22 protein-coding genes and 1 riboswitch are annotated in these 23,882 nt (G+C 70.0%); of the genes, 3 read left to right on the forward strand and 19 right to left on the reverse strand.

All coding sequences use genetic code 11. The features are described from left to right. Nucleotides 1-129: 129 nt before the first annotated feature. Nucleotides 130-1,305, reverse strand: a complete 1,176-nt coding sequence (locus tag ACFPQ9_RS02915; protein ID WP_380845957.1) for an MBL fold metallo-hydrolase — start codon at nucleotides 1,303-1,305, stop codon at nucleotides 130-132. A 206-nt stretch (nucleotides 1,306-1,511) separates the two neighbouring features. On the opposite strand from ACFPQ9_RS02915, the gene ACFPQ9_RS02920 reads away from it, so the two are divergent. Continuing rightward, a complete protein-coding gene (locus ACFPQ9_RS02920) occupies nucleotides 1,512-2,690 on the forward strand; it encodes a Glu/Leu/Phe/Val dehydrogenase dimerization domain-containing protein (RefSeq protein WP_380845960.1) in 1,179 nt (392 codons plus the stop codon). Between the two features lie 53 nt (nucleotides 2,691-2,743). After that, nucleotides 2,744-3,364, forward strand: coding sequence for a TetR/AcrR family transcriptional regulator (locus tag ACFPQ9_RS02925; protein WP_380845963.1), 621 nt, complete (start codon nucleotides 2,744-2,746; stop codon nucleotides 3,362-3,364). Nucleotides 3,365-3,466: 102 nt separating this feature from the next. On the opposite strand, the gene ACFPQ9_RS02930 is transcribed toward ACFPQ9_RS02925, so the two are convergent. Then, a complete protein-coding gene (locus ACFPQ9_RS02930) occupies nucleotides 3,467-4,252 on the reverse strand; it encodes an SGNH/GDSL hydrolase family protein (RefSeq protein ID WP_380848364.1) in 786 nt (261 codons plus the stop codon). Nucleotides 4,253-4,498: 246 nt separating this feature from the next. Continuing rightward, a complete protein-coding gene (locus ACFPQ9_RS02935; RefSeq protein WP_380845966.1) occupies nucleotides 4,499-5,428 on the reverse strand; it encodes a LysM peptidoglycan-binding domain-containing M23 family metallopeptidase in 930 nt (309 codons plus the stop codon). A gap of 4 nt (nucleotides 5,429-5,432) precedes the next feature. Then, a riboswitch (cyclic di-AMP (ydaO/yuaA leader) is annotated at nucleotides 5,433-5,598 on the reverse strand. 582 nt (nucleotides 5,599-6,180) lie between these two features. On the opposite strand from ACFPQ9_RS02935, the gene ACFPQ9_RS02940 reads away from it, so the two are divergent. Beyond that, a complete protein-coding gene (locus ACFPQ9_RS02940) occupies nucleotides 6,181-6,978 on the forward strand; it encodes a tyrosine-protein phosphatase (protein ID WP_380845969.1) in 798 nt (265 codons plus the stop codon). Between the two features lie 28 nt (nucleotides 6,979-7,006). Here the strand turns inward: ACFPQ9_RS02940 and ACFPQ9_RS02945 are convergent, their stop codons facing one another. From ACFPQ9_RS02945 to ACFPQ9_RS03020, 16 genes are all read right to left on the reverse strand, one after another. Continuing rightward, on the reverse strand, nucleotides 7,007-7,126 hold the full coding sequence (locus tag ACFPQ9_RS02945; RefSeq protein ID WP_380845972.1) for a DUF6126 family protein: 120 nt from the start codon (nucleotides 7,124-7,126) through the stop codon (nucleotides 7,007-7,009). After that, nucleotides 7,123-7,755, reverse strand: a complete 633-nt coding sequence (locus ACFPQ9_RS02950) for a helix-turn-helix domain-containing protein (protein ID WP_380845975.1) — start codon at nucleotides 7,753-7,755, stop codon at nucleotides 7,123-7,125. Before ACFPQ9_RS02950 ends, ACFPQ9_RS02945 begins: the two co-directional genes overlap by 4 nt. Before the next feature lie 121 nt (nucleotides 7,756-7,876). After that, nucleotides 7,877-9,262 (reverse strand): aspartate aminotransferase family protein, encoded by a 1,386-nt coding sequence (locus tag ACFPQ9_RS02955; protein ID WP_380845978.1) that lies wholly within the window; start codon nucleotides 9,260-9,262, stop codon nucleotides 7,877-7,879. Next, the gene (dxs, locus tag ACFPQ9_RS02960) at nucleotides 9,259-11,217 is read right to left on the reverse strand and encodes a 1-deoxy-D-xylulose-5-phosphate synthase (protein ID WP_380845981.1); all 1,959 of its coding nucleotides are present in this window, start codon (nucleotides 11,215-11,217) and stop codon (nucleotides 9,259-9,261) included. The genes ACFPQ9_RS02955 and dxs overlap by 4 nt, the downstream gene beginning before the upstream one ends. A gap of 31 nt (nucleotides 11,218-11,248) precedes the next feature. After that, on the reverse strand, nucleotides 11,249-12,424 hold the full coding sequence (gene ispG, locus ACFPQ9_RS02965) for a flavodoxin-dependent (E)-4-hydroxy-3-methylbut-2-enyl-diphosphate synthase (RefSeq protein ID WP_380845984.1): 1,176 nt from the start codon (nucleotides 12,422-12,424) through the stop codon (nucleotides 11,249-11,251). A gap of 4 nt (nucleotides 12,425-12,428) precedes the next feature. After that, complete coding sequence (gene hpnH / locus ACFPQ9_RS02970) at nucleotides 12,429-13,451, reverse strand: adenosyl-hopene transferase HpnH (protein ID WP_380845987.1); 1,023 nt, start codon at nucleotides 13,449-13,451, stop codon at nucleotides 12,429-12,431. A gap of 5 nt (nucleotides 13,452-13,456) precedes the next feature. Beyond that, nucleotides 13,457-14,098 carry a 5'-methylthioadenosine/S-adenosylhomocysteine nucleosidase family protein gene (locus tag ACFPQ9_RS02975; protein WP_380845990.1) on the reverse strand — a complete coding sequence of 214 codons (642 nt, stop codon included), beginning with the start codon at nucleotides 14,096-14,098 and terminating at the stop codon, nucleotides 13,457-13,459. After that, a complete protein-coding gene (gene shc, locus ACFPQ9_RS02980; protein WP_380845993.1) occupies nucleotides 14,098-16,131 on the reverse strand; it encodes a squalene--hopene cyclase in 2,034 nt (677 codons plus the stop codon). The genes ACFPQ9_RS02975 and shc overlap by 1 nt, the downstream gene beginning before the upstream one ends. Before the next feature lie 143 nt (nucleotides 16,132-16,274). Next, entirely contained in the window at nucleotides 16,275-17,408 is a 1,134-nt protein-coding gene (locus tag ACFPQ9_RS02985; protein ID WP_380848367.1) for a polyprenyl synthetase family protein, read from the reverse strand. A gap of 2 nt (nucleotides 17,409-17,410) precedes the next feature. Next, a complete protein-coding gene (gene hpnE / locus ACFPQ9_RS02990) occupies nucleotides 17,411-18,838 on the reverse strand; it encodes a hydroxysqualene dehydroxylase HpnE (protein WP_380845996.1) in 1,428 nt (475 codons plus the stop codon). Beyond that, nucleotides 18,835-18,978, reverse strand: a complete 144-nt coding sequence (locus ACFPQ9_RS02995; protein WP_380845999.1) for a DUF6380 family protein — start codon at nucleotides 18,976-18,978, stop codon at nucleotides 18,835-18,837. Before ACFPQ9_RS02995 ends, hpnE begins: the two co-directional genes overlap by 4 nt. Continuing rightward, entirely contained in the window at nucleotides 18,978-19,925 is a 948-nt protein-coding gene (hpnD, locus tag ACFPQ9_RS03000; RefSeq protein ID WP_380846002.1) for a presqualene diphosphate synthase HpnD, read from the reverse strand. Before hpnD ends, ACFPQ9_RS02995 begins: the two co-directional genes overlap by 1 nt. Then, nucleotides 19,922-20,821 (reverse strand): squalene synthase HpnC, encoded by a 900-nt coding sequence (gene hpnC, locus ACFPQ9_RS03005; protein ID WP_380846005.1) that lies wholly within the window; start codon nucleotides 20,819-20,821, stop codon nucleotides 19,922-19,924. The genes hpnD and hpnC overlap by 4 nt, the downstream gene beginning before the upstream one ends. A 390-nt stretch (nucleotides 20,822-21,211) precedes the next feature. Next, complete coding sequence (locus ACFPQ9_RS03010) at nucleotides 21,212-21,991, reverse strand: ABC transporter ATP-binding protein (protein WP_380846008.1); 780 nt, start codon at nucleotides 21,989-21,991, stop codon at nucleotides 21,212-21,214. Further along, nucleotides 21,984-22,913: an ABC transporter permease gene (locus ACFPQ9_RS03015; RefSeq protein ID WP_380846011.1), complete on the reverse strand. Its 930-nt coding sequence runs from the start codon at nucleotides 22,911-22,913 to the stop codon at nucleotides 21,984-21,986. The genes ACFPQ9_RS03010 and ACFPQ9_RS03015 overlap by 8 nt, the downstream gene beginning before the upstream one ends. 93 nt (nucleotides 22,914-23,006) lie before the next feature. After that, a complete protein-coding gene (locus tag ACFPQ9_RS03020; RefSeq protein WP_380846014.1) occupies nucleotides 23,007-23,879 on the reverse strand; it encodes a glycosyltransferase family 2 protein in 873 nt (290 codons plus the stop codon). Nucleotides 23,880-23,882 lie beyond the last annotated feature (3 nt).

The following is a 23,882-nucleotide window of genomic DNA, read 5'->3' on the forward strand; positions in this document are numbered from 1 at the left end:
CGACAGTAGCGGCGCGCGGTGCCGCGCGAGTGCCCTGGCACACCTTCACGCGCCCCGCGTGAAATGCCACATGGGGGCGCGAAGGTCACCCCTCGCGCCCCCATGGGTCGTTCCTCGCCGGTGGTCGCGCTAGGAGACCGGTGTGCCGTCCGGCGCCGGAGCCACCGGCGGCCACGCCGGCCACCCCTCGGCGGGCGCCTCGGTGACCTCTCGCCACCACGGCGTGACGGGCGCCAGGGAGGCCGGCTCGAAGGGCTCGCCGCAGGGCGGAGCCGCCATCGTGACTCCGGCCTTGCGGGTGGCTCGCAACATCCACTCCCCGGGCTCCGCCCACGGATGCGGCGCCAGGTTGAACGTCCCCCAGTGGATCGGCAGCATGACTCCCGCGGTCGGATCGCCGCCTTGGAGGTCGAGGTGGGCCCGGACGCCCTCGTCCGGCGTCATGTGGATGTCGGGCCAGAAGTCCGAGTAGGCGCCGACCTGGATCATGGTGGCGTCGAACGGGCCGTGCTCGGCACCGATCTCCTTGAAGCCGTCGAAGTAGCCGGTGTCCCCGCTGTGGTAGATCCGGTGCTCGTCGGAGGCGACGGTCCACGACGCCCAGAGCGTGTGCTGGGTGTTGCGCAGTCCGCGGCCGCAGAAGTGGCGGGCCGGGGTGGCGGTCAGGGTGAGCCCGCCGACCTTGGTCGCCTCGTGCCAGTCCAGCTCGCGCAGCCGGTCGGCGGACACGCCCCAGTGTTCGAGGTGGCCTCCGACGCCGAGCGGCACGGCGAAGACCGTGTCGGTGTCGGCCAGCGCCTTGATCGTCGGCATGTCGAGGTGGTCGTAGTGGTCGTGCGAGATGACGACCACGTCGACCGGGCCGAGGGCGGCGAGCGGCAACGGCACGGGGTGCAGCCGCTTCGGCCCCGCGAAGGGGAACGGGGAGCAGCGCTCGCCCCACACGGGGTCGAAGAGGACCCGGTGGCCGTCGATCTCCGCGAGGATGCTGGAGTGCCCCATCCAGGTAAGACGCAGTCCCGTGGCGGGCGGCTTGGCCAGGTCCGCGTAGGTGGTGGGGTGCACCGGCACGGTGCCCTTCGGGGTCCGGCGGGGCCGGGTGTCCTTGTCGAAGAAGACCTTGGCGAACTCCAGCATGGACCCGGACGGCCTGGTCCTGGCCTCGCCCCCCGGATTCTGGAATACACCGTCTTTGAAGTGCGGTGATCTGCGGATACGCGCCATGCGCTCACCGCTCGGATCCACGCCGAAGGCCTCGGGCCGCAGGGCGCGCAGCCCGGAGCTCGGGAATCGGAAACCGGCCACGGTACCTCCAGCTGGATTCGGTGAGGAATTCCATTATGGGCGGCCCCTCCGACACCTTCGGATCCCCCCTGGTCGGGAAGGTCCGGCGCCCCGCGTCCACAGAGATCCATCCATCACATTGACATGTCCCCACCGACCTCCGATACTGACTCGTCGTTCAGTAGTAGCCGGCCCGCGGCATCGCCCTGGAACCACCCCGAGGACCCATGACCACCCCCCTGCTGTCCCTCACCTGGACCGACCACGTCACCGGCCGTCAGGGCTTCCTGGTCGTCGACCGACTGGTGCGCGGCGTGGCCAGCGGCGGGCTGCGGATGCGGCCGGGCTGCACGCTGGACGAGGTCACCGGGCTGGCTCAGGGCATGAGCATGAAGGAGGCCCTGCACTACGACCCCCAGGCGCGCTACGTCCCCCTGGGCGGCGCGAAGGGCGGCATCGACTGCGACCCCCGGGACGCGGAGGCGTACGGGCTCCTGGTGCGCTACCTGCGGAGCATGCGGCCGTACATCGAGAACTTCTGGACCACGGGCGAGGATCTCGGCCTCGCCCAGGACGTGGTCGACCGGGCCATGGCCGAGGCGGGGCTCGTCTCGTCCGTCCAGGCCGTGTACCCGCTGCTCGACGACGAGGTGGGTGCCCGGCGGCGGCTCGCGGAGGCGTTCGCGGTCGAGGTCGACGGCATCGGGCTCGACGAGCTGGTCGGCGGCTGCGGGGTCGCGGAGTCGGTGCTGACCGCGCTGGACCGGGCCGGTGTGCCGTACTGGAGGACGCGCGCCGCCGTGCAGGGCCTGGGGACCATGGGCGGGGCCACGGCACGCTTCCTCACGCGCGCGGGGCTCACCGTCGTGGCCGTCGCCGACATCAAGGGCACGATCGCCAACCCGGCCGGACTCGACGTCGAGAGCCTGCTGGCGGCACGCGACGCCTACGGCACGGTCGATCGGGCCGCACTGCGTCCCGGGGACCGCGAACTGCCGGGCGACGCCTGGCTGTCGGCCGAGGCGGAGGTGCTGGTGCCGGCGGCCGTGTCGTACGTGATCGACGCCGCGAACCAGGGCCGCATCACCGCGCGTTGGATCGCGGAGGCCGCCAACATGCCCGTACGACCGGAGGCGGAGGAGCTGCTGGCCGCGCGCGGCATCACCGTACTGCCGGACGTCGTGGTCAACTCGGGCACGAACGCCTGGTGGTGGTGGACGCTGTTCGGGGACATCGGCCCGGACGCGGACCAGGCGTTCGCCCACACACGACGCTCCATGCGGGCCCTGACCGACCTCACCCTGGCCCGCGCCGAGGCGGACGGGACGGCTCCGCGGGCCGCCGCGCACGCCATCGCGGCGGAGCGGCTGCCGTTGATCGCCGAACGGTTCGGTCGGCACCGGTGACGCCCCCCGGGACCGGTCGGTGCTGACGCTCCAGGACGCTCTAGGGTGACGACGTGGCAAGAGTGCGGTTGAGCGTGGCGGAGCGGCGTGAGGAGTTGCTGCGGGCCGCCGTCGAACAGATAGAGGCGCGGGGCGTGGCGGCGGTGAGGATCGCCGACGTGGCCTCGGTGCTCGGCGTGAGCAACGCGTTGGTGCTGTATCACTTCGACACCAAGGAAAAGCTCGTCGCGGCCGCGTTCACCCATGCGGCCGAAGGCGACCTGGCCCATCTGCGCCGGATCCTCGGGCGGCGCACGACGGCACTGCGACGGCTGCGGGCGGCCGTGCGCTGGTACGCGCCGACCGGTCAGGCCAAGGGGTGGCGGCTGTGGATCGAGGGCTGGGCGGCCGCCCTGCGGGAACCCGCGCTCCAGGAGGTCACCCGGGACCTCGACCGGCAGTGGAAGGGGGCCATCACCGAGGTGATCGCCGAGGGCGTCGCCGCCGAGGAGTTCCACTGCCCGGACCCCCACGGGTCGGCCCTGCGGCTGACGGCTCTGCTCGACGGGCTCGCCGTACAGCTCACGTCGTACCCGGGCGCGGTCTCACGCGCGCGCGCCCAGGAGTGGGTGGACGAGGCACTCGCCCGGGAACTCGGGCTGGAGCGAAAGGCGTTGACGGCGTCGAACCGGTGAGGGCGTATGTGGTGTGACCACATAGGTGTGACCACATACGTCCGGGCCGCACCGATCAGCCATCGGTACGGCCCGGACGCACCGGTCGCTCGCGAACCGCGCTCAAGCCACCGATCGGATCCGCATCTTGATGTCGTCCGGGGACAGGGCGCCCTTGGCCGTCACATGATCTCCCGACGACTCACCGCGCAGTCGCCGGCCGATCCATGGCACCAGGTACTCACGCGCCCAGTGGACGTCGTCCCGGCGAACCTCGAGGGTGCCGCGGGGCGGGAGCGGCGGCCAGGGCTGGTCCGGGTCGGCGGGGATCTCCAGGCCGAGGACCTGACCGGCGCGGAGCGCCACGCGCGTGTGTCCCTCGGGAGAGAGGTGGAGCCGGTCGTCGTCCCAGGCGCGGCGGTCCTGAACGGTCTTCAGGGACCACAGGTCGAGCACCGGGCAGCCGTACCGGTCGGCGATGGCCCGCACATGTCCGTTGTACGTGGCGATCTTGCCGCGCAGATGCTTCAGCACGGGCACGCCACGGGTGTCGAAGCCGGTCGTCACCATGACGGTGCCGACGGCCGAGGTGAGCCGGACGATCGCCCGCTCGAAGCGCTCGGCGACCTCGTCGGGGTCGGTTCCGGGTCGGATGATGTCGTTGCCGCCCGCACAGAACGAGACCAGGTCCGGGGCCAGTTCGGCGGCCTTCGGAAGCTGGTCCTCGATGATCTGGTCGAGCAGTTTGCCGCGCACGGCGAGGTTGGTGTAGTTGAAGTCGCCCTCGGGGCGCCGGTCCGCCAGCAGGACCGCGAACCGGTCCGCCCAGCCGACGAATGCCCCGTCGGGGCCGGGGTCGCCGACGCCCTCGGTGAAGCTGTCCCCCACCGCAACGTACGACCCGATCACTGCACTGCTGTCACTCTTCGAATCGTCTGCCACATCGGCACATGATTCCCTTTCGAATGTGACCTACGCGACCGTAGGAAAAGGTTGACGAGCGGTGAGATAAGCCACTCCTAAAGTGTTCGCCAAACGTGGAATAACCCTGTGAACAGGGGTGTTGTGGGCGCAACATGCCGAAGGCCGGACCCGGGGATCGGGGTCCGGCCTTCGGCCGCGTGTCAGGCAGGTGGTTCTCGCGTGGGACGCGCGTCAGCCGATGGCGACGCCCTTGGCGCGCAGGTAGGCGATCGGGTCCACGTCCGAGCCGTAGTCCGGCGTGGTGCGGATCTCGAAGTGCAGGTGCGGGCCGGTGACGTTGCCGGTCGCGCCGGAGAGGCCGATCTGCTGGCCCGCGGTCACCGTCTGGCCGCCGGCGACCGAGAGCGAGGACAGGTGGGCGTACTGGGCGTAGTGGCCGTCGGCGAGCTGGATGACGACCTGGTTGCCGTAGGCGCCGCCCCAGCCGGCCGAGACGACGGTGCCCGCGCCGACCGCCTTCAGCGGAGTGCCGGTCGCGGCGGCGAAGTCGACGCCGGTGTGGTAGCCGCTGGACCACATGCTGCCCGCGACCTTGTAGGCGGTGCCGAGGGAGGCGCCGGTCAGCGGAGCGGAGAAGCCGTTGACCGTGCTGGTGGCGGTGGTCGCCTTCTGCGCCTTCTTCGGCGCGGCGGGCTTCGCGGCGGACGAGTCCTTCGCGGACGACTTGGACGCCGAAGAGGGCTTGGAGGACGACGTCTTGGGGGCGGTCGTCGCGGCCTTCTTGCCACCGATGGTGAGCTTGAGACCCGGGTGGATCAGCGACGGGTCGGCGCCGACGGTCTCACGGTTGTCGGCGTAGAGCTGCTTCCAGCCACCGCTGACGTTCTGCTCGTCGGCGATCTTCGAAAGGTAATCGCCGACCTTCACCGAATAGGTCCGCACGTCCGTCTTCTTCGGGGCGGCCTTCTTCTCGACAGCCTTCTGGCCGGCGACCGGAAGGGACTGAACGGCCTTTTCCGAAACGGAGTGCGAGGGAGCGGCGTGGGCGCCGGTGGCTCCCATGAGCGGAAGAGCGAGAGCGGCGCCACCGGTTCCGGCGACGGCGATGGAGCGGGTGAAGCGCAGGGACTTCGGACGGCGATGCTTACCCTTCGCGGGCATGACGAATTCCTCTCCGGCGCCTGCGAGGTGAGCTGTCGGGTGCGGGCTGGAGATGCCCGGCCGCGCCGTGGCGCGACTTGACCCCTAGCCGTTCCGGAGACCGGAACAGGCGGTTGTACCTGTGGGTCCCCCGCTCCTGCCGTGCACGGGTGAGTTTGCGCGGAATCCGAGCGGCGGCAGGATTGGGCGTCCGTCCGGATTGGTCGTGAACGTAAGCGAGGAAGACGCATGGGAACAAGTGAGAGGTTCCGTCCGAATGCGTTCCCGTTGATCCCTTGTGGGAATTAACCGTCACGGTCCGTGAAATATGTGAGTGCCGTACGGCTCAAAGTCCCTTGAAAAGGGCATGAATTACGTGGACATGACGGGCGACTCACTGTCACGGATATGACGCTGCTCACGTGACACTGCTCCAGCTTTCTTTATTGCAGAGCGAGTTGGAATGAAGGCGCCAATTCGGACAGAACACCTAGATGTGACGGAGTCGAATAACTGGCACATCAAGGTCGCCCTCGAAGCCGACGTGAAGCCCGTGATGCACCATTAAGACCCTTCAGTGAATTTCGCCCGTTTCAAGGCATTCGCACGCCACTGTCGGATCCATGTCCCACAGTCGGAGCACCGGAAGGGCTCGCCGTGACAGCGCCTGTGGACAACTCATTGCCTCAGGAATCCATGTCGTATGGTCGAGAGCGCACCCCGTCGGCCGCATCGCCGAGCCGCGCCGCCGGGGCCGACCGGGAGGAGCCCCCGTGACGCAGCAGATCCCGTCGACCGAGCCTGAACTGGCCGGGGTTCGCAACTTCCGTGATGTCGGCGGCCTGCCCACAGTGGACGGACGACGGGTGCGGCACGGAGTGCTCTTCCGCAGCGGCCACCTCGCGCACGCGACCGTCGAGGACGCCGACTTCCTCGGTTCCCTGGGGCTGCACACGATCTTCGACTTCCGCAACGCGGCCGACCAGAAGCTCGAAGGACCGGACGTCGAGCTGCCGGGCGTGCGCAACGTCAACCTGCCGCTTTCGGACCCGGCGGACGGCGCGGAGTTCTGGAAGATGGTCCGGGACGGCGACCTCGACCAGCTGCGCGGGATACTGGCGGACGGCAAGGGCGCGAACCGGATGATCGTCTCCTACCGCTCGATCATCAAGGAGCGCACCGGCGAGCACTCCCAGGTACTGCACTCGCTCGCCGAGGACAGCGTCCCGGCCCTGATGCACTGCGCGGCCGGCAAGGATCGCGCGGGTCTGTCCATCGCCGTGACGCTGCTGGCCCTCGGCGTCGAGCGCGAGGCGATCGTCGCCGACTACCTGGAGTCCAACGCCAAGCACCGCCGCTACAAGGTGCGCCGCAGCAGCAGCGACGCCTCCGCCTACTCGCCCGAGGTCATGGAGCTGCTCAGCCCGCTGTTCGACGCGCGCGCCGAGTATCTGACGGCGGCCTTCGAGACGATCGAGGAGACGTGGGGCGGCGTCGACACGTACCTGGAGCAGGGCCTGCGGCTGGCCCCCGAGACACGGGAGCGCCTGCGGGATCGGCTGCTCGACTGACGATGCCCCGGCGCGGGCGCGTCCGCGTCTACTTCGCGCCCGCCTCGAACAGGAAGTAGATGAAGGCGGCGAAGACGTGCCCCACCGCGATGTAGATGAACAACCGGATCCACAGGGCGCGCGGGAACTTGTCCTCGATGTTGCTCATGGCGTCACTCCAGGGGTGGGGCCCAGGCACAGGGTGGCCGTGGGGCTCTGCAACAGGGTGTGGACGAACAGCAGCTCGACCCCGCCCGGGTCCAGGGCGGCGATGCGGTGCGGGGTGAGCGAGTCGAAGTGCGCGCTGTCACCGGGCGCGAGCCGGTGTGTGGTGTCCCCGAGGCGCAGCCGCAACCGCCCTTCGAGGACGTAGAGCCACTCCTCGCCGGGATGGACCCGCACGATGTCGCCCTGCGAGCCGTGCGGCACATGGACGCGCAGGGCCTGCATCCCGCGTCCGGGCGCGCCCGCCTGCCAGTACGTCCAGCCACCGGCGGCGGTGGGTTCCATGTCGGCCGCCCGCACGACGGCGTCCCGGTCGGCGACCGACTCGCCGAGCAGCTCGGAAACCGTCGTACCGTAGATGCGCGCGAGCGCGAGCAGCATCGGCAGCGAGGGCTGGCGCTGCCCGGTCTCCAGCCGGGAGAGATGGGCCGGCGACAGCCCGGCGGAGCGGGCCGCGGCCTCCAGGGTGAGGGCGGCTCGGCGACGCAGGGCCCGCAGCTGTGGCGCGACGACGGGTAGCGCCTCGGTCGGCACCGCCTCATCGCCCTCGGGCGAGGTCTCGGGAGAGCTCATGCTCTCCATTCAGCCGCAGCTTTGCCTCTGCGGCAAATTTCTTGCCTCAGAGGCAAAGCCTGGCGGGGGGAGGCGAGCGGAGCGGCCTACCGACCCCTCGCCGCCGGAGCCTGCCGGGCCCTCACCGGTTGGCCACCGCCTGCTTGATCAACGTCTTGCCGAAGTCCCACATCAGCCCGCCCCCGCTGTGCGCGTCGTCCATCACATCGGTGAAGGCCTCGACGAATCGGTCCACGTCCCGCTCGCCGATGATCAGCGGCGGGATCAGCTTGATCACCTCCAGGTGATCGCCGGAGACCTGGGTGAGGATCCGGTGCCTGCGCAGCAGCGGGACGACGACCATCTGCGCGAAGAGTCCCTTGCGCGCGGCCTGCAGCATGGTCCACCGGCCCCGCAGCTTCAGCGAGTCGGGACGGCCGAACTCGATTCCGATCATCAGGCCCCGGCCGCGGACGTCGGCGAGCAGCTCGTACTTGTCGATCAGCGCCGCGAGCCGGGACCGCAGCTGCTCCCCGGTCGCCCGCGCGTTGGCGACGATCTGCTCGTTCTCCATGACGGACAGCACGGCGAGCCCGGCCGCCATGGCCTGCGCGTTGGACCCGAAGCTCGCCGAGTGGACGAGCACCCGGTCCATGGACGAGTAGACCTTCTTGAAGATCCAGTCCTTGCCGAGGGTGGCCCCCACCGGCACATAGCCCCCGGAGAGCGCCTTGGCGACGCACACCAGGTCCGGCTCGACGCCCTCCTCGTGCTGGTAGGCGTAGAAGTCACCGGTCCGGCCAAGGCCCGTCTGCACCTCGTCGGCGATCATTACCGCCTTGTGCTTGTGCAGCAGCTCCTGGGCGGCCCGCAGATAGCCGGACGGGGCCTCGTGGACGCCCTTGCCCTGGATCGGTTCGACGATCAGGGCGGCGACGTCGCCCTTCTTCAGCTCCCGCGCGAGCGCGTCGAGATCGCCGAGCGGGACGGCCGTGTCCGGCAGCAGCGGGGCGAAGCCGTCCCGGAAGCCGGACTCGCCGTTGACCGACAGGGAGCCCGTGGTCAGCCCGTGGAAGGCGTGGTCGCAGTACAGCACCCTCGGCTTCCCGGTGACGAACCGCGCGAACTTCAGCGCGGTCTCCACCGCCTCCGTGCCGCTGTTGCCGAAGAACACCCGGTCCAGGTGCGGGCTGTGGGTGAGGAGCCGCTCGGCCAGCAGCCCGGGCAGCGGCTGGCAGTCGAAGCGGGTCAGGTCGGCGAGCTGGGCGTCGAGGACGTCGTGCAGCGCCTTGCGGACGACGGGGTGATGGCGCCCCAGGCCCATCACCCCGAACCCGGCGAGCATGTCCAGGTAGTCGTCGCCGTCCGCGTCCCAGAAGTGGGCGCCCTCGGCCCGCTCGTAGACCTTGTCGAAGCCGATGGTGTGCAGCATGCGCGGGAGCTGGTGGTTCAGGTACTTCGTGTGCAGCTCGTAGCGCTCGGCTCCACGCTCGGCCAGGAGGGCGCCGAGGTCGAACTCGCTGGTCATTCAGCTTTCTCCTTGACTGGCACGACGGTACGACCGCCGGGACCGCCGTCGGCCCGCTCCCCGCCGACCACGCTCTCCTCGGCCTCCTTGAGGGCAAGGCTCGCGCTGATCCGGCCCGCGACCTCCACCGGCGTGAGCCCGATGTCCGCGAGCACCTCACCGCGCTTGGCGTGCGCGAGGAACTGCTCCGGGATGCCGAACCGCCGTACCGGCACATCGACATCGGCGTCGCCCAGCGCCAGCGCCACGGCGGAGCCGACACCGGAGGAGCGGCTGTTGTCCTCGACGACGGCCACCAGCCGGTGCTGCGCGGCCAGGGGGGCGAGCGCCGGGTCGACGGGTTTCACCCACCGCGGGTCGACGACGGTGCAGTTGATGCCGCGGGCCTGGAGCAGCTCGGCCGCCTGGAGGCACACCGGGGCCATCACGCCGACGGCGACGAGCAGGACGTCCGGCTCACCGGCGTCCCGGTGCAGCACGTCCAGTCCGCCCACCCGGTCCACCGCAGGGATCGAGGGGCCGACGGACTCCTTCGGGAACCGTACGAGTGTCGGGGCGTCGTCGCAGGCCACGGCCTCGCGCAGCTGCGCCCGCAGCTGATCGGCGTCGCGCGGCGCGGCGATCCTGAGGCCGGGGACGACCTGGAGGATCGACATGTCCCACATGCCGTTGTGGGAGGCGCCGTCGGCGCCCGTGACACCGGCCCGGTCCAGCACGAACGTCACTCCGCAGCGGTGCAGGGCGACGTCCATGAGGAGCTGGTCGAAGGCACGGTTGAGGAAGGTGGCGTAGACGGCGACGACCGGATGCAGCCCGCCCGTGGCGAGGCCCGCCGCCGACACGGCCGCGTGCTGCTCGGCGATCCCGACGTCCCAGACCCGGTCCGGGAACCGTTCGGCGAACTTGCCGAGCCCGACGGGGTGCAGCATGGCCGCCGTGATCGCGACGACGTCCTCCCGCTCCTGGCCGATCCGTACGATCTCGTCGCCGAACACCGACGTCCAGGACGGCCCGCCCGAGGGGGCGAGGGGCTCGCAGGTCAGCGGGTCCATCACGCCGACGGTGTGGAAGTGGTCTTCCTCGTGGGCGAGGGCGGGTTCGTAGCCGCGGCCCTTCTCCGTCAGACAGTGGATCAGCACCGGCCCGTGGAAACGTTTCGCACGCCTCAGCGCCGACTCGACGGCCCCGATGTCGTGCCCGTCGATCGGGCCGACGTACTTCAGTCCCAGATCCTCGAACATGCCCTGCGGCGCGAAGGCGTCCTTGAACCCCTTCTTCGCGCCATGCAGGGACTCGTAGATCGTGTTGCCCACGAGCGGGGTCCGCAGCAGTACGTCCTTGCCCCAGGCCAGAACCCGCTCGTAGCTGTCCGTCGTGCGCAGGGTGGCCAGATGGTTGGCCAGGCCCCCGATGGTCGGTGCGTACGACCGCTCGTTGTCGTTGACGACGATGATCAGCGGCCGGTCCTTGGCCGCCGCGATGTTGTTCAGCGCCTCCCAGGCCATGCCGCCGGTCAGCGCCCCGTCGCCGATCACCGCGACGACATGCCCCTTCTCCCCCTGCACCCGATGGGCCTTGGCGAGCCCGTCGGCCCAGCCGAGCGCGGTGGAGGCGTGGCTGTTCTCGACGATGTCGTGCTCGGACTCCTCGCGCGAGGGGTAGCCGGACAGACCGCCCTTGCCGCGCAGCTTGGAGAAGTCCTGCCGCCCCGTCAGCAGCTTGTGTACGTAGCTCTGGTGACCGGTGTCCCAGACGATGCGGTCGACGGGCGACTCGAAGACCCGGTGGAGCGCGATGGTCAGTTCCACCACGCCCAGGTTGGGCCCGAGATGTCCGCCGGTCCTGGCGACCGCGTGCACCAGGAACTCCCTGATCTCGTCGGACAGTTCACCGAGTTCCGCCTCGGACAGCGCCTTCAGGTCGCGTGGTCCCCGGATGCTCTCCAGAATCGTCACGCTCGGGCCCCCTCTCGGTCCGTGCCTTGCTTCAACTCACAGTCACTGCCGGTTTCCCCGTGACGGTGGGGGCGCCCGATGCGGCCCCGTCCTGCTCCATCTGCTCGGCGATCTTCATCGCCTCGTCGATCAGCGTCTCGACGATCTTCGACTCGGGGACGGTCTTGATGACCTCGCCCTTGACGAAGATCTGCCCCTTGCCGTTGCCGGAGGCGACCCCGAGGTCGGCCTCCCGTGCCTCGCCGGGGCCGTTGACCACACAGCCCATGACGGCCACCCGCAACGGCACTTCCATGCCTTCCAGGCCGGCCGTGACCTCGTCGGCCAGCTTGTAGACGTCGACCTGGGCCCGCCCGCAGGACGGGCAGGAGACGATCTCCAGGCGCCGCTGCCTGAGGTTCAGGGACTGAAGGATCTGGATGCCGACCTTGACCTCCTCGGCGGGCGGGGCGCTCAGCGACACCCGGATCGTGTCGCCGATCCCCTGCGAGAGCAGCGCGCCGAAGGCGACGGCCGACTTGATCGTGCCCTGGAAGGCGGGCCCGGCCTCGGTCACCCCGAGGTGCAGCGGATAGTCGCACTGCGCCGCGAGCTGCTTGTACGCCTCGACCATGATCACCGGGTCGTTGTGCTTCACCGAGATCTTGATGTCCCGGAAGTCGTGCTCCTCGAACAGCGACGCCTCCCACAGAGCGCTCTCCACGAGCGCCTCCGGAGTGGCCTTGCCGTACCTCTGGAGCAGCCGCCGGTCGAGGGACCCCGCGTTGACGCCGATCCGGATCGGAGTGCCGTGGTCCTTGGCGGCCCGCGCGATCTCCTTGACCTTGTCGTCGAACTGCTTGATGTTCCCGGGATTGACGCGTACGGCCGCACAGCCGGCCTCGATCGCCGCGAACACGTACTTGGGCTGGAAGTGGATGTCCGCGATCACCGGGATCTGCGACTTGCGGGCGATCGTCGCCAGAGCATCGGCGTCGTCCTGCGTCGGACAGGCGACCCGCACGATCTGGCAGCCCGACGCCGTCAGCTCCGCGATCTGCTGCAAGGTGGCACCGATGTCCGACGTACGGGTCGTCGTCATCGACTGCACCGACACCGGGGCATCGCCCCCGACCGCCACCGGGCCGACCTGGATCTGCCGCGACACACGTCGTTCGGCTACCGGCCGGACCGGTACCTCGGGGACGCCCAAGGGAATGGCGGTCATGGCGTCACTCCCGGTTTCCGGAGACCGTCTCGCGCATGGCGCGCAGCGACTCCTTCAGCGAGCCCATGGTGGCGAGGACGGCGGTGGGCTCGTAGCCGCAGTGCGCCATGCAGTTGGCGCAGCGCGGGTCCTTGCCGCGGCCGTACTTGTCCCAGTCGGTGTCCTCGATCAGCTCGCGGTACGTGGGGACGTACCCGTCGCTCATCAGGTAGCAGGGGCGCTGCCAGCCGAAGAGCGAGTAGTTCGGGATCGCCCACGCGGTGCACGGGAAGTCGACCTTGCCCTCGAGGAAGTCGAGGAAGAGCGGTGAGTGGTTGAGCCGCCATTTCCTGCGGTTGCCGCCCGCGAAGGCCTTCTTGAACAGCTCGCGGGTCTGCTCGACGCCGAGGAAGTGCTCCTGGTCGGGGGCCTTCTCGTAGGCGTAGGCGGGCGAGATCATCATCTCGTCGACCTTCAGGTCGTCGTTGAGGTAGTTGAGCACCTCGATGATGGTCTGCGGGGTGTCGGTGTTGAAGAAGGTCGAGTTGGTGGTGACCCGGAAGCCGCGCCGCTTGGCCTCCTTCATCGCCTCGACCGCCTCGTCGAACACGCCCTCCTTGGCCACCGACTCGTCGTGGCGCTCGCGCAGGCCGTCGATGTGCACGGCGAAGGCGAAGTAGGGCGAAGGCGTGAACTTGTCCATCTTCTTGCGCAGCAGCATGGCGTTGGTGCACAGGAAGACGTACTTCCGCTTGGCCACCAGCTGCCGCACGATCTCGTCGATCTGCGGATGCATGAGAGGCTCGCCGCCGGCGATGGACACCATGGGCGCACCGGACTCGAGCACCGCGCCCACGGCCTGGGCCACCGGCATGCGCTGCTTCAGTACTCCGGCCGGGTGCTGGATCTTTCCGCAGCCCTCGCACTTGAGGTTGCAGGCGAACAACGGCTCCAGTTCGACGATCAGCGGAAACTTGTCACGCCTGCGGAGCTTCTGTTCGGCCAAGTAAGTAGCGACCTTGATGGACTGACGCAGCGGCATGGCCATCTGGCTCACCTCCTGGGGAGCAGCAAAGAACGGTGCCATTCGTAGAATGCGGGTAGAACGGTACGAAGAACGCGGAAAGCCGATATTCCACCGCGCAACGTGCCGATCCGGACGAGTTCATGTTCTGGAGCGTCCACGACCACCCGGACGGCCGCAACCGGGCGCTCGCCCGTACGGACGGCGCTCAGGAGTGTGGCCGCCGACTCCATGTCGACCGCGATTGCGCCGGTCGTGAGCAGATCGGACCGTTCCTGACCGCGGACGACATGATCGGAGCCGGTGAGCGGTCCGGTGTGGACGGTGCGGCCCGGGATGGTCCGCACGAGTTCTTTGACGAGTAGGTCGGTCCCCACGCACGGAACGGTTCCCGCCGGATCCCGGGTCTCCTCGGCGACCACCAGATCGCCGGGGTGCATCCCGGGGGCGAGCCCCGCGCAGAAGCCGGTGGCGAGGACGGCGGCCCCGGCGAGGGCCGGGTCGGCCAGCACCCGGGTGACGGAGCGTTCGGCTGCCCGGGGCCCCATGCCCGTACGGAGCACGGTGACCGGCCCGCCGGCCCCGCCGCGCTCGCTGATGCGCAGGGCGAACTGCTCGATGCCGAGCGCGCAGGCGATCAGCAGCGGGGCCGGGGCGGGCTGTGGGCTCATCAGCTCCCCTTGGCCTCTACGGCAGCCGTGTCGTCGACGACCACCCGGACCACCGTCTCGGTGAACGGCTCTCCGTTGACGTACCGGCCGAGCGCGGTCAGCGGGAAGACCTGCCGGTAGAGGTGGTAGTTGATGGAGAAGTCCCAGGGGAACCCGGTGCCGGTGAAGTACGGCTCGTCCCAGGAGCCGTCCGCCAGCTGGGTGGCTGCGAGCCACTCGATGCCGCGCTCGACGGCCTTGGAGTCCCTCTCCCCCGCGGCCAGCAGCGCCATCAGCGCCCACGCGGTCTGCGAGGCCGTCGAGGCGCCCCTGCCGCTCCACTCCTTGACGTACTTGTAGGAGCGCAGGTCCTCGCCCCAGCCGCCGTCGTCGTTCTGGACGGACTCCAACCAGGTGACGGCACGGCGGATGGCCGGGTGCGAGCCCGGGATTCCGGCGGCCACCAGGGCGGGTACGACGGATCCGGTGCCGTAGATGTAATTCACGCCCCAGCGGCCGAACCACGAGCCGTCCGGTTCCTGCTCGGCGAGCAGCCAGCGGATGCCGCGCCGGGTGCGCGGGTCGTGGGCGAGGCCCTCGACCGCGAGCATCTCGACGACATGCGCGGTGACGTCCGCCGACGGCGGGTCGATGACCTCGCCGAAGTCGCAGAACGGCAGCCGGTTCGGGAACGGGCTGGTGTTGTCGACGTCGAAGGCGCCCCACGCCCCGTTGCGCGACTGCATCCCGAGGTTCCACCGCACCGCGCGCCCGATCGCCCTCTCCAGCCGCTCCGGCTCGTGGTGCCGGACCCGGCGCAGCGCGAGGACCACCTCGGCGGTGTCGTCGATGTCGGGGTAGTTGTCGTTGTGGAACTCGAACGCCCAGCCGCCCGGCGGCAGTTCGGGGCGCTTGACCGCCCAGTCGCCGGGTCGCACGATCTCCTCGCCCAGCATCCAGTCGGCGGCCCTGACCAGTTGCGGGTGATCGGCGGGAACGCCGGCGTCCACCAGAGCGATGGTGGCGAGGCAGGTGTCCCAGACCGGCGACTGGCAGGCCTCGATCATCCGGGCCCCGTCCTCGCGCCAGACGGCGAAACGGTCCAGCGAGGCGAGCCCCTCGCGCATCACGGGATGCTGAAGGTCGTAGCCGAGCAGGTGCAGCGCGATGATCGAGTACACCGCCGGGGGCTGGATGCCGCCCCAGCAGCCGTCGTTCTCCTGGCGCTCGATGATCCAGCGTGCGGCGCTGTTCATGGCGGCTCTGCGCAGCTTGCGCGGGGCGACCTTGCGCAGCTGGTGCAGCGCCTTGTCGAGCCGCTGGAAGGCACCGTCCCAACTCGCCGCCGGGGCAAGGGGCTTGGGCGGGTTGGGGTTCGCCGGGTCGGTGTGCAGCTCGTCGAGCGGGAAGGGCGCGGGCCGCACGGGGCGCTTCGCGGAGACGATCGTCAGCGGGACGATGGTCTGCCGGGCCCAGCAGCCGAAGTCGTAGATGTTGAGCGGGACCCACTTGGGGAAGTAGATGAGCTCCGGCGGGAGTTCGGGCAGGTCCTCCCACTTCCACCAGCCGAACAGGGCCAGCCAGATCCGCGTGAAGACCCGGGCCGCGGCGATGCCGCCCTGCTCACGGATCCAGGTGGAGGCCCGCGCCATGTGCGGGGCGTCCGGCGCGTCGCCGGCCAGGCGCAGGGCGACGTACGCCTCGATGGTGGTGGAGAGCTCGCCGGGTGCGCCGTAGAAGGTGCCCCAGGTGCCGTCCTCGCGCTGCTCGCCGCGGATGAAGAGCGCGGCGGCCTGTGTGGTCTTCTCGTCGCGGATGCCCAGGAACTGACGGAGCAGCAGGTCCTCGGCGTCCATGGTGACGTTCGTCTCGAGGTCGCCCTTCCACCAGCCCTGGGCGTCCTGCTTCGCCAGCAGGAAGTCGGTGGCGCGCCGGACCGCGCCTGCGGCGGCTTCGTGGACCCCGGCCGCCACGGGGTTCTCGCTGTCGGTGTCGCTGGCCGCGGCTGCCCGGGGCGGCCGCGCCCCGGTGCTTCCGTCGGTCGTCGCTGTCATGGCTTCCCCTTCGTGCAGTGCTACAGGTAGTGCGTCTGCTGTGGGTCCGCCGTCGGCCGGTGCGCTTCTCCCAGCGGCACCGGCCGGCGACTACGCGAGGGCTATTCGACCGATACTGATCATCTCTTTTCGCCCGGTAGTGATCATCTCTTCCGTACGACGACGAAGTCGGCGAGCGCCGTGAACTGTGCCCGCACCCGGTCGGGCATGTCGACGCCGTCGAGGGCCTCGACGGCGATCGCGTGCTGGCGGCGCGCCTCGTCGGCGGTCCACTCACGGCCGCCCGCCTCCTCGATGAGGGCGGCGCGGGCGGCGAACTCCTCCTCGGAGAAGTTCTCGAAGTCGCTGCTCTTGGCGTCGGCGGCGAGGATCTCGCCGAGCCGCTCGGAGGCGGGGCCGCCCGCCGCGAGCGCGGCCACGACCGGCAGGGACTTCTTGCGCTGGCGCAGGTCGCTCCAGGTCTGCTTGCCGGTGGAGACCGGGTCGCCCCAGATGCCGAGGAGGTCGTCGATGGCCTGGAAGGCGAGCCCCAGGTGGTAGCCGTACTTCTCCAGGGTGTCGGCGGTGTGGTCGCCCGCGCCGGCGAGCACCGCGCCGATGGAGCTGGCGGCGGCGATCAGGGCGCCGGTCTTGTTGCCCTCCATCTCCAGACACTCCTCGACGCTGACGCGGTCGCGGTGCTCGTAGGAGATGTCCTGGGCCTGACCGTCGATCAGGGCGCGGGTGGCGGTGGCCAGGCGGCGGGCGGCGCGGCCGGCCTCGACGGTGCCGAGCTCCAGCAGCACCTCGTTGGCCAGCGCGAACATGGCGTCGCCGACGAGGATGGCCTGGGCGGGGCCGTGCACCTTCCAGACCGTGTCGCGGTGGCGGCGCTGCTCGTCGCCGTCCATCAGGTCGTCGTGCAGCAGCGAGAAGTTGTGGACCAGTTCGACGGCGACGGCACCGGGGATGCCGGTCTCGGGCGCGGCACCGGTGACCTCGGCGGAGAGCAGCGCGAGGGCGGGGCGTACGGCCTTGCCGCCGTCGCCGGCCGTGGGCCTGCCGTCGGCGTCGATCCAGCCGAAGTGGTAGGCGGAAACGGTGTCCATGGGAGAAGCCAGGCGGTCGACGGCCGCCCGCAGAACCGGTGTGGCCAGGGTCCTACCGCGCTCCAGGAGCGCGGCCACGTCCACCGCTGTCTCTCGTGCGGCCTTCTCGGCCGGGGGCACAGTGGGCACGTTCTCTCCTCTTGTTGCGCTACGGGGGGTGCGGGGGCCTGCCGCCTGCTGCTCGTTCAGCGTCACGCCGCCTCCTCGACGTCGAAGAGGTGGCTGGGGCGAGGCCGGCCCAGCGCGCTCAGCGCGGCTTCGGCCGCACTCACGCCACTGCGGACCGCACTCTCCATGGTCGCGGGCCACCCTGTGGCGGTCCACGCTCCGGCCAGGTAGAGGCCGGGGGTTCTGGTGCGGGCGCCGGGCCGCAGCCGCCCGACGCCGGGGGTGGGGGCGAACGTCGCCGTGCGCTCCCTGGTCACGAAGAAGTCCTTCACCCGGGCGGCGCGTGCCCTGGGCAACAGCCGTTCGAGCTCCGGCAGATACCGCTCGCGCAGGGCGGCGACGGGCTCGTCGATCTCGTCCTGCGCGGCCGACTGGGACAGGGCGAGGTACTGGCCGCCCTTGAGCCCGGATGCTTCGGTGCGGTCGAACACCCACTGGACGGGGCTGCCGAGGACTGTCAGGAACGGCGTGCTCAGCACCTTGCGGTCGTAGACGACATGGACGTTGAGGATCGGCGCGGTGCCGATCTCCAGGAGCTGTCCGGGGGCGTCGAGGGCACCGCCGGGCAGCAGGTCGTGCGCCTCGCGCTGGGCCACGGCGAGTACGACCGCGTCGGTGTGGAGCGTCTCGCCGGGAACCTGAACGCGTAGGCGTCCGTTCTCGTCTGTAGAGATGGAGGTGACGCGTGTACGGACCTCGGTACGGACGCCCGCGGTGTCGAGCGCCTTGCGGGCCAGCCGGTCATGCAGTTCGCCCAGCGGGACGCGCGCCCATCCGATGTCGGCCGCGCCCGGGTCGGACAGCAGACCGGTCTTGAACACCATCGCGGCGAGCCCCAGCGAGGCGTCGCCCGCGACCGCGTTGAGAGTGGCGACCCCGACCAGGTCCCACAGGGCCTCGACGGCACGCGCCGACTGACCGTGCGCGGTCAGCCAGCTGCCGAAGTCCTGGGTGTCCAGGGTCGGATCGGCGAGGTCGAGCCCCTTGAGCGCGAGCGCGGCACGACCGACCTTGGCGCGTTCGGCGAGCGAGAGATGCGGATAGGTCGCCAGGCTCCGGCCCAGGTGCAGGGGCACGGGCAGCGCGTCACGCCGCAGTCTGCCGAGCCGACGGCCCTCGGGCTTGTCGAGGTCGACCACGGGCACGTCGAGACGATCCTGCAGCGGAGCCAGCGCCGTCCCCTCGACCCGGTCGAGGAACCAGCGGTAGGCGGTGCAGCAACGCAGGTAGACGTGCTGGCCGTTGTCGACGGTCAGATCGCCGCGTTGGAAGGAGAAGGCCAGGCCACCCAGTCTCGGCCTGCCCTCGATCAGGGTGACGCGGACGCCCGCGTCGGCGAGCGCGAGTGCGGCGGTGATGCCGGCGAGCCCACCGCCGATCACGACGGCGTCCCTCCCGGCGCCTGGCGGGATGTCCGCGAGCGACCCGTCCGGTCGCGTGCCGTCGGTCATCGTGCACCCTCCCCTGCGCGGCCGTCGTGCCGATGGTTCAACGGTGCACGGCCGGTCGTCTCAGTCAGGGACGCCGCGTGACGGCGGAGGGTTGCCTGCCGCTTTTCCCCGGCGGCATCACCTTGGGCCGAAATGTCCATCAGGCGCGCCTCCTGACGGTTCGGGTGACATGCCGGGCGTCCAGACCGGACAGACCGCGCACGGCGACGTACGCCTTCTCGCGCCCGGGCAGGGAGACCCGGCCGCGCAGCACGGCCTCCGGGTCGCGCTCGATGCGGTCCAGGAGGCGGCGGTAGATGCCGGCCATGGCGGCGACGCAGGCGCCGCTGCGCCGGTCGAGCATGGGGAGCAGCCGGTAGCCCTCGGCGAAAAGGGCGCGGGCCCGTCGCACTTCGAAGTGCACGAGGCCCGCGAAGTCGGAGCCCTCCGGTGGTGTCGGCCCGCTGAAGCCGGCCGAGCAGCCGAATTTGGCGAGGTCGTCGGAGGGCAGATAGGTGCGCCCCCCTTCGGCGTCCTCACGGACGTCGCGCAGGATGTTGGTCAGTTGCAGCGCCAGGCCGAGCGTGTCCGCGTACTCGGACGCGCGTTCGGCGCCGCGCGCCCCTCGTTCGGTACCGAACACGCCGAGCGACAGACGGCCGATGGCGCCTGCCACACAGCGGCAGTAGACCTTCAGGTCGTCCCAGGTCTCGTAGGTCTCGCCGCGCACGTCCATCAGGACGCCGTCGATCAGCTCGTCCAGTCCGCCGAGCGGGATCGGAAAGGCGTCGGCGGCGTGGGCGAGGGCGAGGGCCACGGGGTCGGTGTCGTCCTCGTCGACCGCGTGTTCGCGGATCCGGGTGAGCAGCTCCCGGGTGTCCTCGAGCCTGGCGATCTTGACGTCGCCGCTCAGGGCGCCGTCGCCGATGTCGTCGACGCGGCGCGAGAACGCGTACAGCGCCGACATCGCCCGGCGCTTGGGTGTGGGCAGCAGTCTGATGCCGTAGGCGAAATTGCGTGCCTGCTGTCCGGTGACAGCCTCGCAGTAGCTGTAGGCGGCGAGTACCGGTGCGGACGCGAGTGGTGCAGACTCCACGGTCCGGATCACCCCTCTCCTCGCAGAGTCACGCCCACCTCGCGCAGCAGCCGGAGCCTGCTTGCCTTGGGCGGGCCGGGCAATACGTCGTATTCGGCGGCGGCGATCGCACGGATCGCCGCCCTTCCCCCCGCCACGAAACCCGCGAGCAGCAGCTTCAGCCTGCCGTGGACGCTACCCACCAAAGGGGTGCCTTCATTCAGGAGGTTCCGGGCACGTTCGGCTTCGTATGCAACCAGTGCGCGCACCGATGCGCCCGCCGTTTTCGCCCCGAGATCGGTTTCCTCGACGTGAAAGCGCTTCATGTCCGCCACGGGCAGATAGATCCGGTCACGGCCGAGGTCCTCGGCGACATCCTGAAGGTGCTCGACGATCTGCAGCGCCGTGCACACCGCGTCGGAGCGGCGGATCCGCTCGGGCGTCGCCGTGCCGGTGACGGCGAGGACGAGTCGGCCGACGGGGTTGGCGGACAGTTCGCAGTAGGCAAGGAGATCGTCGTAGGTCTCGTAGCGCCCGACGAGCTGGTCCTGGCGGTTGGCGGCGATCAGGCCGAGGAAGGGCTCGGGGGTCAGCGAGCGGCGGCGGACCGTCGCCTGGAGCCGGCGCAGCAGAGGGTGATGGGGGGCGCCGTCGAAGACGCGGTGCAGATCGGCCTCGAAGGCGTCGAGCAGAACCAGACGGTCCACGGCCGACTCGGGCGACACGCCGAGCAAACGGGCGTCGGCGCCACCGGGGGCGAGATCGCCGTCGCCGATGTCGTCGACGAGGCGGGCGAAGCCGTAGACGGCCATCAGGTCGGTGCGCCAGGCCCTGGGCAGGAAGAACGGCGCCACGGGGAAGTTCTCCGCGGCGGCCTTGTCGAGGGTGCCGCGCCCCGTGTCGTCCGGGCGCGGGCGGGTTCCCGTCACCGTGGACTGCCCGGGGCGGGGACGGCACAGGCGGATGCGTTGAGCTGGGGAGTTTCCGTAGCCATTGCCGTCACATCTCCCGTTCTACACCGCAGACCCAATGCACACTATTTCGGACACGCCGCCCGGCTGTCCGCGCCGCAGCCCGGAGAGAGGGGTGTCGCGCCTTATCGCCCCACTTGCCGCGTTTCGGTACCGGTACAGCTTACGTTGTACAACGCAGCGTGGCCCGTGGGGGTGTCCTGCACATCACAACAACACACCGATTGGTGTCAAGATTCCTCAAGCCAGCCGGAGTTGACGTTTCCTTTGCAGACGCGGGCCCCGCCGGGGCAGTTCCGGCGGGGCTCCGCGAAAGGCGCTGGGCCGCTTGGCCCATGTCCGGGTGGACTACTTGCCCGTGAACTTCTCGTACTCCTTGAGGACCTCGTCCGTCGGTCCGTCCATGCGCAGCTCGCCGCGTTCCAGCCACAGCACGCGGTTGCAGGTGTCGCGGATCGACTTGTTGTTGTGGCTGACCAGGAACACCGTGCCGGCTTCCTTGCGCAGCTCGCGGATGCGGTCCTCGGAGCGCTTCTGGAACTTGCGGTCGCCGGTGGCCAGTGCCTCGTCGATCATGAGGACGTCGTGGTCCTTGGCCGCCGCGATGGAGAAGCGCAGCCGGGCCGCCATGCCGGACGAGTAGGTGCGCATGGGCAGGGTGATGAAGTCGCCCTTCTCGTTGATGCCGGAGAAGTCGACGATCCCCTGGTAGCGCTCCTTGATCTGCTCGCGGGTCATGCCCATGGCGAGCCCGCCCAATATGACGTTGCGCTCGCCGGTGAGGTCGTTCATCAGGGCCGCGTTCACACCCAGCAGGGAGGGCTGGCCGTCGGTGTAGACCCTGCCCTTCTCCGGCGGGAGCAGACCGGCGATGGCGCGCAGCAGGGTGGACTTGCCGGAGCCGTTGGAGCCGATCAGGCCGATGGCCTCGCCCCGGTAGGCGACGAACGAGACACCGCGTACGGCGTGCACCTTGCGCACGCCCCGCTCCTCGCCGCGCTTCATGATGCGGCTGAGGGCCGCGGTGGCGCTGCCCTTGCCGGACTTGGCGCCATTGACGCGGTAGACGATGTGCAGCTCGTCCGCGATGACGGTGGGGATGTGCGCATCCGCCCTCTGCTCAGCCACGGCCGTACCTCTCCTCCGCCTTCCAGAAGTACACGAACCCGCCGACCGCGAACAGCACGGCCCAGCCGGCCGCGGCCGCCCAGACGTGGTCGGGCAGGTTCGAGGAGCCGTAGCCGTCGATCATGGCGAAGCGCATCAGGTCCATGTAGACCGCGGCCGGGTTCCACTGCAGGACGGTGGCGATCCAGTCCGGCTTGTCCTTCAGCATGACCGGGATGGAGAACATCACGCCGGACGCGTACATCCACGTACGCATCACGAACGGCATCAGCTGCGCCAGGTCGGGGGTCTTGGCACCGGCGCGCGCCATGATCAGCGCGAGGCCGGTGTTGAACAGGAACTGAAGGGCCAGCACCGGCAGGATCAGCACCCAGCTCAGCTTCGGGTAGCTGCCGAAGCCGATCGCCACGACGAACAGCACGATCATCGAGTACAGCAGCTGCTGGAGCTGCTGGAGCGCGAAGGAGATGGGGAGCGACGCGCGCGGGAAGTGCAGGGCGCGCACCAGGCCCAGGTTGCCCGAGATCGCGCGGACGCCCGCCATCACCGAGCTCTGCGTGAAGGTGAACACGAAGACGCCCGTGACCAGGAACGGGATGTAGACCTCGCGGGGCATGCCCCGGTCGGCCTCGAGGATCACGCCGAAGATGAAGAAGTACACGGCCGCGTTCAGCAGCGGGGTGGCCACCTGCCAGAGCTGGCCGAGCTTCGCCTGGCTGTACTGGGCGGTCAGCTTCGCCCGCGAGAACGCGAGGATGAAGTGCCGCCGGTCCCAGAGCTGGCGGACGTACTCGAACAGCGAGGGCCGGGCGCCGCTCACAGCGAGCCCGTACTTGGCGGCCAGCTGGGACGCCGTGAGTCCCTCGTCGGGCGACGGCGGCGCGCTCACCGCGACCGAGCCGTCGTGCGTTGTCTCACTCACCAGTTGAAACTTTCGTCTTCGAGATGCGCAGACTGTGCGGGTCTGGCATGAACCTGGGGCCGTCGGGCCCGGTCGCCCTCAGGGTCGAGCCTGTCAGATGACGGGTGGTCGGCCCAGTCGAGTCAGCCGCCACACCGTACGCCACTTCATGGGCCTGCGGGGACCGCACGAAGTGGTCCAGCCTTCCCGGAATCCGCCGAACCATGCACGCAGGGCGGGGCGGGAGGGGCGTCGGGCCAGGGTGAGAAGCATCCATACGCCCAGATAGACCGGGACAATGGGGCCGGGGAGGTTGCGGCGGGCGAGCCAGACGCGGTTGCGAGCCACCATGCGGTGATAGACCGCGTGCCGCGAGGGCGCGGTGGTCGGGTGGAACAGCACCATGTCCGACCGGTAATCGATCATCCAGCCCGCGTCGAGGGCCCGCCATGCCAGGTCGGTTTCCTCGTGGGCGTAGAAGAATTCGTCCGGGAGTCCGCCGACTTCGGCGAAGACCTGGGTACGGACGGCGTTGGCGCCGCCGAGGAAGGTGGTGACCCGGGAGGAACGCATCGGGTCGGAGGCGCGCAGCCGGGGGACGTGGCGGCGCTGGGTGACCCCGGTATCGGGGTCGGCGATGCGGAAGCTGACGATGCCGAGCCTCGGGTCGGCCGCGAAGGCTTCGCGGCAGAGCTCGGCGGTGTCGTGGTGGGCGAGAAGTCCGTCGTCGTCGAGGAAGAGCAATATGTCGACGTCGCGGCCACTGGGCCCGAAGGCCTCGATGCCGACGTTGCGGCCGCCGGGGATGCCGAGGTTCTCGGGCAGCTCGATCGTGCGGACGCCCTCGGGGACGTCCGGGACGGGTGAGCCGTTGCCGACGACGACCACCTCGACCTTGTCGCCGTCCTGCTTGGCGACCGAGTCGAGCAGGGCGCGCAGCTCGTCGGGGCGGTTGCCCATGGTGATGATGACCGCGCCGACCTTCATGCC

This window comes from Streptomyces coerulescens (assembly GCF_042657965.1).
Taxonomy (GTDB): Bacteria; Actinomycetota; Actinomycetes; order Streptomycetales; family Streptomycetaceae; genus Streptomyces; species Streptomyces coerulescens.

What these genes read in the sequence shown, in the direction of transcription:
- ACFPQ9_RS02935 (WP_380845966.1), bottom strand. Translation starts at nt 5,428, where the DNA reads ATGCCCGCGAAGGGTAAGCATCGCCGTCCGAAGTCCCTGCGCTTCACC.
- ACFPQ9_RS02975 (WP_380845990.1), bottom strand. Translation starts at nt 14,098, where the DNA reads ATGAGCCCACAGCCCGCCCCGGCCCCGCTGCTGATCGCCTGCGCGCTC.
- shc (WP_380845993.1), bottom strand. Translation starts at nt 16,131, where the DNA reads ATGACAGCGACGACCGACGGAAGCACCGGGGCGCGGCCGCCCCGGGCA.
- ACFPQ9_RS02950 (WP_380845975.1), bottom strand. Translation starts at nt 7,755, where the DNA reads ATGAGCTCTCCCGAGACCTCGCCCGAGGGCGATGAGGCGGTGCCGACC.
- hpnE (WP_380845996.1), bottom strand. Translation starts at nt 18,838, where the DNA reads ATGACCGACGGCACGCGACCGGACGGGTCGCTCGCGGACATCCCGCCA.
- ispG (WP_380845984.1), bottom strand. Translation starts at nt 12,424, where the DNA reads ATGACCGCCATTCCCTTGGGCGTCCCCGAGGTACCGGTCCGGCCGGTA.
- ACFPQ9_RS02920 (WP_380845960.1), top strand. Translation starts at nt 1,512, where the DNA reads ATGACCACCCCCCTGCTGTCCCTCACCTGGACCGACCACGTCACCGGC.
- ACFPQ9_RS02955 (WP_380845978.1), bottom strand. Translation starts at nt 9,262, where the DNA reads ATGACCAGCGAGTTCGACCTCGGCGCCCTCCTGGCCGAGCGTGGAGCC.
- ACFPQ9_RS02995 (WP_380845999.1), bottom strand. Translation starts at nt 18,978, where the DNA reads ATGGACATTTCGGCCCAAGGTGATGCCGCCGGGGAAAAGCGGCAGGCA.
- ACFPQ9_RS03020 (WP_380846014.1), bottom strand. Translation starts at nt 23,879, where the DNA reads ATGAAGGTCGGCGCGGTCATCATCACCATGGGCAACCGCCCCGACGAG.
- hpnH (WP_380845987.1), bottom strand. Translation starts at nt 13,451, where the DNA reads ATGGCCATGCCGCTGCGTCAGTCCATCAAGGTCGCTACTTACTTGGCC.
- ACFPQ9_RS02945 (WP_380845972.1), bottom strand. Translation starts at nt 7,126, where the DNA reads ATGAGCAACATCGAGGACAAGTTCCCGCGCGCCCTGTGGATCCGGTTG.